We start from the raw sequence: 6,913 nt of genomic DNA on the forward strand, positions 1-6,913 counted from the left end.
TGATGCTCAACCGACGCACCGCGCTGGCCGCCGGCACCGCACTGGCCACCACCGGCATGATGGGTAGTGCCGCCCGGGCGCAGACCGTCACGCTGCGCTCCGCCGACATCCATCCGGAAGGCTATCCGACCGTGACGGCGGTCCAGTTCATGGGCGAGCTGATCAAGGAGCGCACCGGCGGCCGGCTGGAGGTCCAGGTCTTCCCGTCCGGCCAGCTGGGCGGAGAGAAGGACACGATCGAGCAGACGCGGTTCGGCGTCATCGACATGAACCGGATCAACTTCGCGCCGTTCAACAACCTGATCCCCGAGACCCAGATCCTCTCGCTCCCCTTCCTGTTCCGCTCCGAGGACCACATGCACCAGGTCATCGACGGCGAGATCGGCGAGGAGATCGCCGCCGCCTTCGAGCCGCACGACCTCGTGGTACTGGCCTTCTACGATTCGGGTGCCCGCTCCTTCTACAATGCCAAGCACCCAATCCAGACCCTGGACGACATGAAGGGCCTGAAAATCCGGGTCCAACAGTCCGACCTGTTCATCGCCATGATCCAGGCGCTCGGTGCCAACGCCACGCCGATCCCGTTCGGCGAGGTCTACTCTGCCCTGCAGACCGGCGTGGTCGACGGGGCAGAAAACAACTGGCCGTCCTATGATTCGGTGAAGCATTACGAGGTCGCGAAGTTCTACTCGCAGACCGAGCACTCCATGTCGCCGGAAGCCCTGGTCATGTCGAAGGCCAGCTATGATCGCCTGACCCCAGAGGACCAGGCGATCGTCAAGGCGGCGGCGAAGGAATCGGTGCCGAAGATGCGCGAGCTGTGGGTGGCGCGCGAGAAGGAAGCGCGAGCGCGGGCCGAGGCTGGCGGTGCGGTCGCCAATCCGGTGGACAAGGCGCCGTTCATCGCTGCGATGGAACCGGTCTACGCGCAGTTCGTGACGGACGCGAAGCTCCAGGACCTGGTGCAACGCATCCGCGCCATGGCCTGAGTCGGCCTCCCCCGCCCGTTCCCCCAGCCGGATCGCGCCATGCCCGCCGCTGCCGCCATTCCCGAGGACCCGACCGCCCCACCGGAGTCGCCGCTGGTCCGGCCGGTGGGGCCGCTCGCCCGGCTGCACCGGGTGCTCGACCGGGTCGCGGCCGTGGCCCTCTGGTCGGCCGCGGCGGGCCTGGTCGCCATGACCGCCGCGATCGCCTGGCAGGTGTTCGGCCGCTACGTGCTGAATGACAGCCCGCACTGGACCGAGCCCGGCTCGCTCCTCCTCATGAGCTGGTTCATCCTGCTGGGCGCCGCGGTGGGGGTGCGCGAGAGCGACCACTTAGGCTTCGAGATCGGCTTGGCCCTCGCCCCGCCCAAGCTGCGCAAGGCGATGCAGTGCACCACCTTCGCGCTGATCACCCTGTTTGGCCTGGGCATGGCCTTCTATGGCGCGAAGCTCGCCGCCGGCACTTGGGGTGCCACCATGTCGGGCCTGGGCATCCCGCAGGGGGTGGACTACCTCCCTCTTGTAATGGGCGGCCTGCTCATCGCCCTGTTCGCCCTGGAGAAGCTGCTCCAGCGCCTGATCAGCCGGGAAGAGGGCTGAACCGGTGGCGATGGCGATCCTGTTTGGCGTGTTCTCCTTCCTCCTGCTGATCGGCACGCCGGTCGCCTTCTGCCTGGGCATCGCCTCGGTGGCGACCGTGCTCTACATGGGCATCCCGCCGGTCGTGGTGTTCCAGCAGCTGAACTCGGGCATCAACGTCTTCGCGATGATGGCGATCCCGTTCTTCATCTTCGCCGGCGACCTGATGATCCGCGGCGGCATCGCCGAGCGGCTGATCCGCTTTGCAGCGAGCCTGGTTGGCCACCTGCGCGGTGGCCTGGGCCAGGTCAACGTGCTGACCTCGACCATGTTCGGCGGCATCTCCGGCTCGGCCGTGGCCGATGCCTCGGCGGTGGGCGGCATCATGATCCCGCAGATGGCCAAGCGCGGCTATGACCGGGACTATGCGGTCAATGTCACGGTGAACGCGGCGATCATCGCCCTGCTGGTCCCGCCCTCGCACAACATGATCATCTACTCGGTGACCGCGGGCGGCAGCATCTCGATCGCCGACCTGTTCACCGCCGGCATCATCCCGGGCCTGCTCCTGGCTCTGGCACTCATGATCACCGCCTGGATCGTCGCGGTGCGCCGCGGCTACCCGGCCGGGATGTTCCCGGGCTTTGTCGCGATCGGCCGCTACCTGCTGGCCGCCCTGCCGGGCCTCCTCCTGATCGGCATCATCTTCGGCGGGGTGCGCTCGGGCGTGTTCACCGCGACTGAGAGCTCCTGCATCGCCGTCGTCTATGCGCTGCTGGTCACCGTGCTGGTCTACCGGGAGCTGGACTGGCGGGGCTTCTGCGAGGCGACGCTGGGGTCAGTGCGCACCACCGCCATGGTGCTGCTGGTGATCGGGACGGCCGCCTCGTTCGGCTGGCTGATGGCCTTCATGCAGGTACCGGCCGCCACGATCGCGTTGATGCAGGCGATCTCGTCGGACCCGATCGTCATCCTCCTCCTGATCAACCTGGCGCTCTTGTTCCTCGGCACCTTCATGGACATGGCGCCGCTCATCATCATCACCACCCCAATCTTCCTGCCGCTGGTGAAGAGCTTTGGCATCGACCCGGTCCATTTCGGCGTGATCCTGATCCTGAATGCCGGGATTGGCCTGAACACGCCGCCGGTGGGCTCGGTGCTGTTCGTCGGCTGCGCGGTGGGCGGCATCACGATCGGCCAGGCGATGAAGACGATCTGGCCGTTCTTCGGCGCGTCCATCGCCGTGCTCCTGCTGGTCACCTACGTGCCTGCCCTGTCCTTGTGGCTGCCGGCTTTGTTCCGGTGACCGACGCGCTCGCCCGCGAGCCCGAGCTGGCCACCAGCCACCGGCGCTGCCAGCATCTCCTCCAGATCCACCCAGCCGGGAAAGGAGCCGCCTGATGCCCCTGTTCGCCACCACCGCCGATGCGCCCTGGCAGGAGGTGGCGCCCGGCGTGCGCCGCCAGGTCCTGAGCCACGACCCGAACATGATGACCGTGCGGGTCCAATTCGAGAAGGGTGCGGTCGGCGCCATGCACCAGCACCCCCACACCCAGGTGAGCCTGGTGGAATCTGGCGTGTTCGAGGCGACGATCGCGGGCGAGACCCGCTGCCTCCAGCCGGGCGACATCTACCACGTACCGCCCAATGCACCGCATGGTTGCGTCGCCCTGGAGGCGGGGGCGCTGGTGGACGTGTTCACCCCCAGGAGGGACGATTTTCTCTAGGTCAGTCCGGACGGCCGGATCCCAACCGGCGGCCCAGGATGGTCGTCACGCCCAGTGCCGATGCCGCCGCCGCCAAGACCACGATGGACGCTGCCGGCCAGCCCCAGGTCTCGATCACCTCGCCGACCAGCACGGGGCCCAGCATCTGACCGAGATTGCTGCCCTGCATCAACAGGCCGACGACGATCGCCGTCAGCGCGGGAACAGGTGCTGCGACCGGGGCGGAGGCCAGGAGCGTGGCCGGGATCAGCCCGCCGATCGCCGAGAACAGCAGGCAGAGCAGCAGGGCCGGCCCATTGCCGATCATGGCCGGGAAGATGCCAAGCGCGCACACCCCCATCAGGAGGGCGGCAATGCCGATTAGCCCTGCGCGGGACACACCTCGGGCGAGCAGCCGGCCGGCCGCCAGATTGCCCAGCACGTTCACGGCAGTGGCGACCGCGCTCAACAGGCCGGCCGTACCGTGGTCCAACTCCATCCGGATCATCAGCAGGATCGGCAGGAAACTGAACAGGGCGAAGAACATCAGGCTGTAGAGCACGAAGCAGACCGCCAGGAGCAGGGGTGCTGGGGCCTTGAGCGCTTGCACCACGTCCTGCAGGAGGCCGGTTCCAGGCTCGGCCGGCTGCGCGTCCCCTGCCGGCACGACCCGCAGCACCGCGACCAGGACGAGTGTCGCCAGCACCGCGTTGGCCCACCAGAGCGCGCGCCAGCTCTCGAACAGAGGGCCGATCAGCATCGCGAGCGCCATCCCGGTAGGCATGAAGCAGCTCCATAGCGACAGCGTCCCATCCCGCGCGTGTCGCGGAACGATCCGCTGCAGCACGGCCGGTGCTGCGACCACGATCAGGAGGAATCCCAGCCCCTCGACGACACGCGAGGCCAGGAGCAGCGGGAACGAGGCGGCGCCGGCTCCGCCGGCGACACCGCCGGCGATCGCCAGAAGCCCCAGGGACAGCACGAGCCGGTCGCCCAGCGCCCGGACCAGGGCGCCGGCGGAAATGCCGCCCGCAGCGCCCAACAGCGCGAACACCGCCGTCAACCAGCCGATCGCGGCCAGATCGACGTCGAAATCCATCTGCAGGAGCGGCGCCGCGATTGCAGCCTTGCCGACCTGCACCGCGGCGACCACGCCGGCCCCGACGACAGCGGCCACGGCAATCCGATCCACGGCCTGCGCAGGCAGGCCCATCGCCCTTGCCATCAGGCCGCCTCCGTCATCCTGGCAGCAGCCAGGGCACGCGCCAGCGTCGCCACGTAGCGGCCCTGGAAGCGGGCACCCGCCAGCTCGTTCTCGCTCGGCTGGCGATCGCCGCCCTGGCCGTCGTCGGCAAGTGTCGAGGCACCATAGGGCGAGCCGCCAGTCACCTCGTCCATGCGCAGCTGACCCTTGAAGCTATAGGGCAGGCCGGCGACAACCATACCGAGATGCAGGAGCACGGTGTGGATGGAGACGAGCGTGGTCTCCTGGCCGCCATGCTGGCTGCCGGTGGAGGTGAACGCACTGCCGAGCCGCCCGACCAGCGCGTCGCGCGCCCAAAGGCCACCAGCCTGATCCAGGAAGTTCTTCATCTGGGCGGCCATGTTGCCAAAGCGCGTGGGCGTCCCGATCACGATGGCGTCGTAGTCTGCCAGTTCCTCGACCGTCGCAACCTCGGCCGGCTGATCCAGCCGGTAGCCTTTTCGGTGGGCGACGGCTTCGGGCACCAGCTCGGGCACCCGCTTCACCACGACCGCGGCACCCGCCTCCCGAGCGCCCGTGGCCACCGCCTGCGCCAGCCGCTCCACATGGCCAAAGGCTGAATAATAGAGCACCAGTACCTTCGTCATTCCCTGTGTCCTCCGGATCTGCTGCCGGCGGAAGATAGGGCTGCCACCTGATCTACTGGAGTGCGATAATCCGCATCGAACTGATACGCAGGATCGATCATGTTGGACGTCCTGACCCTGGATCAGCTCCGAACCTTCGTGGCGGTGGTCGAGACCGGCAGCTTTCGAAAAGGTGCGGCACGCCTCGCCCGGGCGCAGTCGGCGGTCAGCCATGCTATCGCCAACCTGGAGCGGGAACTGGGCCTCAGCCTGTTCGACCGTGCCAGCCATCGCCCGCGGCTGACGCCGGAGGGTGAGGCCCTGCTCGCCAACGCACGGGACATCCTGCTGCGGGTCGACGCGATGCGCGCCCGTGCCCGGGGGGTGGGTCAGGGCGTTGAGCTGGAACTGTCACTGGTGGTCGACACTCTGTTCCCGCTGGACCTGGTGGGGATGGCACTGGTCGAGGTCCGCGAAACTTACCCCACCGTCGCCATCCGTCTCGACGTGGCACCCATGGGCGGGCCCGCCTCCGCCCTGCTGGAGCAACGCAGTACCCTGGCAATTATGGCCGGCGAGGATTTCCGCGACCCGCGCCTGTCCTTCACCGCCCTCAGCCCGATCGAGCAGGTGGCGGTGGTGGCAGGCAGCCATCCTCTCGCCCGCCAGCCTGCCGGTACGCCACTCGACGTGGCGCAGCTCTTCGACCATCTGCAGATCGTGCTGGCCGATCCCACGCCCATGTCCGAAGGGCGCAGCTTCGGGGTGCTGTCGCCTCAGACCTGCCGGGTCGGCAGCCAGGAAGCCAAGCACGCCATGATCCTGGCGGGGCTCGGCTGGGGCAGGCTGCCCGGCTGGCTGGTCGCGCGGGATCTAAGGGAAGGTCGGCTCCACCGGCTGGACACAAGCGCGCTCGGCCGCGGCGGCCAGACCAGGTATGAAGTCTACCTGGTCCACCGCCTGGATCAGCCGCTGGGGCCCGCTGCCCGCACGTTCGCCAGGGCGCTGGCGGAACACGACGGCTGACGGCCGTTCACGCCTCACCCAAGAGCTCGAACACCCGCTCGGTCCGCGCCCGGCCCGGCAGTTCGATCACGCCGTGCGGCCGGAAGCGGAACTGCGCTTCCGCCTGGGTGTGGGTCGCTTCGGAGACCAGGATCCGGCTGCCCAGGCGCTTGTTGGCGGCTTCCAGCCGGGCGGCCAGGTTCACCGCGTCGCCGATCACCGTGTAGGTGCGGGCGTGCTGCGGGCCGAGGCTGCCGGCGATCACCTCGCCGGTGGCGATGCCGCAGCGGATCTCGATCGCGTCCGCCGACAGGCCGAACTGGTTGCGGACGCGGGCGCGCAACTGTTCGAGCCGGGCACGCTGGGCAAGTGCCGCCCGGCAGGCCAGCACGGCCGGCTCGCCCTGCGGCGTGAACAGGCGCGACCAGAATGCCATGATCCCGTCGCCGATATATTTGTCGGTGACGCCGTGATGCGCGCCGATGGGCGCCGACATCTCCTCCAGATAGGCGTTCAGGAAGGCGACGATTCCGGATGCCGGCAGTTCCTCCGCCAGATGGCTGAAGCCCTGCAGGTCGAGGAAGGCGATGGTCGCCTCCTGCCGGCTGCCCTCGTCGATCTGGTCGGCCTGGGCGATCAGCCGCTCGACGATGCGCGGGTCGATATAGGAGCCGAACAGGCTCTTCAGCTTGCGCCGCTGCCGCTCGACCGAGATATCCGCGAGCAGCACGATCACCCCGCCCGGGTCCTCGCCCTCGCCGCGCAGCAGGGTGGTGCGCACCAGGAGGTCGCGCACCGTGGCGAGCT

The 6,913-nt window shown here is 68.5% G+C and carries 8 protein-coding genes; 5 read left to right on the top strand and 3 right to left on the bottom strand.

Annotation, left to right across the window (positions count from 1 at the left end):
• The first annotated feature begins 2 nt into the window (after nucleotides 1-2).
• From EQG76_RS16510 to EQG76_RS16525, 4 genes are all read left to right on the top strand, one after another.
• Nucleotides 3-989 (top strand): TRAP transporter substrate-binding protein, encoded by a 987-nt coding sequence (locus EQG76_RS16510; RefSeq protein ID WP_159715403.1) that lies wholly within the window; start codon nucleotides 3-5, stop codon nucleotides 987-989.
• A 39-nt stretch (nucleotides 990-1,028) separates the two neighbouring features.
• The gene (locus EQG76_RS16515) at nucleotides 1,029-1,586 is read left to right on the top strand and encodes a TRAP transporter small permease (RefSeq protein WP_159715405.1); all 558 of its coding nucleotides are present in this window, start codon (nucleotides 1,029-1,031) and stop codon (nucleotides 1,584-1,586) included.
• A 4-nt stretch (nucleotides 1,587-1,590) separates the two neighbouring features.
• Nucleotides 1,591-2,871: a TRAP transporter large permease gene (locus EQG76_RS16520; protein ID WP_159715407.1), complete on the top strand. Its 1,281-nt coding sequence runs from the start codon at nucleotides 1,591-1,593 to the stop codon at nucleotides 2,869-2,871.
• A gap of 94 nt (nucleotides 2,872-2,965) precedes the next feature.
• Nucleotides 2,966-3,292: a cupin domain-containing protein gene (locus EQG76_RS16525; protein ID WP_159715409.1), complete on the top strand. Its 327-nt coding sequence runs from the start codon at nucleotides 2,966-2,968 to the stop codon at nucleotides 3,290-3,292.
• Nucleotide 3,293: 1 nt separating this feature from the next.
• Here EQG76_RS16525 and EQG76_RS16530 read toward each other — a convergent pair whose 3' ends face one another.
• Complete coding sequence (locus tag EQG76_RS16530) at nucleotides 3,294-4,448, bottom strand: MFS transporter (protein ID WP_200840861.1); 1,155 nt, start codon at nucleotides 4,446-4,448, stop codon at nucleotides 3,294-3,296.
• A gap of 47 nt (nucleotides 4,449-4,495) precedes the next feature.
• Nucleotides 4,496-5,122, bottom strand: a complete 627-nt coding sequence (gene wrbA / locus EQG76_RS16535) for an NAD(P)H:quinone oxidoreductase (RefSeq protein ID WP_159715411.1) — start codon at nucleotides 5,120-5,122, stop codon at nucleotides 4,496-4,498.
• A gap of 99 nt (nucleotides 5,123-5,221) precedes the next feature.
• Here wrbA and EQG76_RS16540 point away from each other — a divergent pair, with 99 nt between their 5' ends.
• Nucleotides 5,222-6,127 carry a LysR family transcriptional regulator gene (locus tag EQG76_RS16540; protein ID WP_159715413.1) on the top strand — a complete coding sequence of 302 codons (906 nt, stop codon included), beginning with the start codon at nucleotides 5,222-5,224 and terminating at the stop codon, nucleotides 6,125-6,127.
• A gap of 7 nt (nucleotides 6,128-6,134) precedes the next feature.
• Here EQG76_RS16540 and EQG76_RS16545 read toward each other — a convergent pair.
• Nucleotides 6,135-6,913: adenylate/guanylate cyclase domain-containing protein (locus EQG76_RS16545; RefSeq protein ID WP_200840862.1), on the bottom strand; the 779-nt coding region annotated here is incomplete at its 5' end.

It is taken from the genome of Geminicoccus flavidas, from assembly GCF_009806515.1.
Classification (GTDB): domain Bacteria; phylum Pseudomonadota; class Alphaproteobacteria; order Geminicoccales; family Geminicoccaceae; genus Geminicoccus; species Geminicoccus flavidus.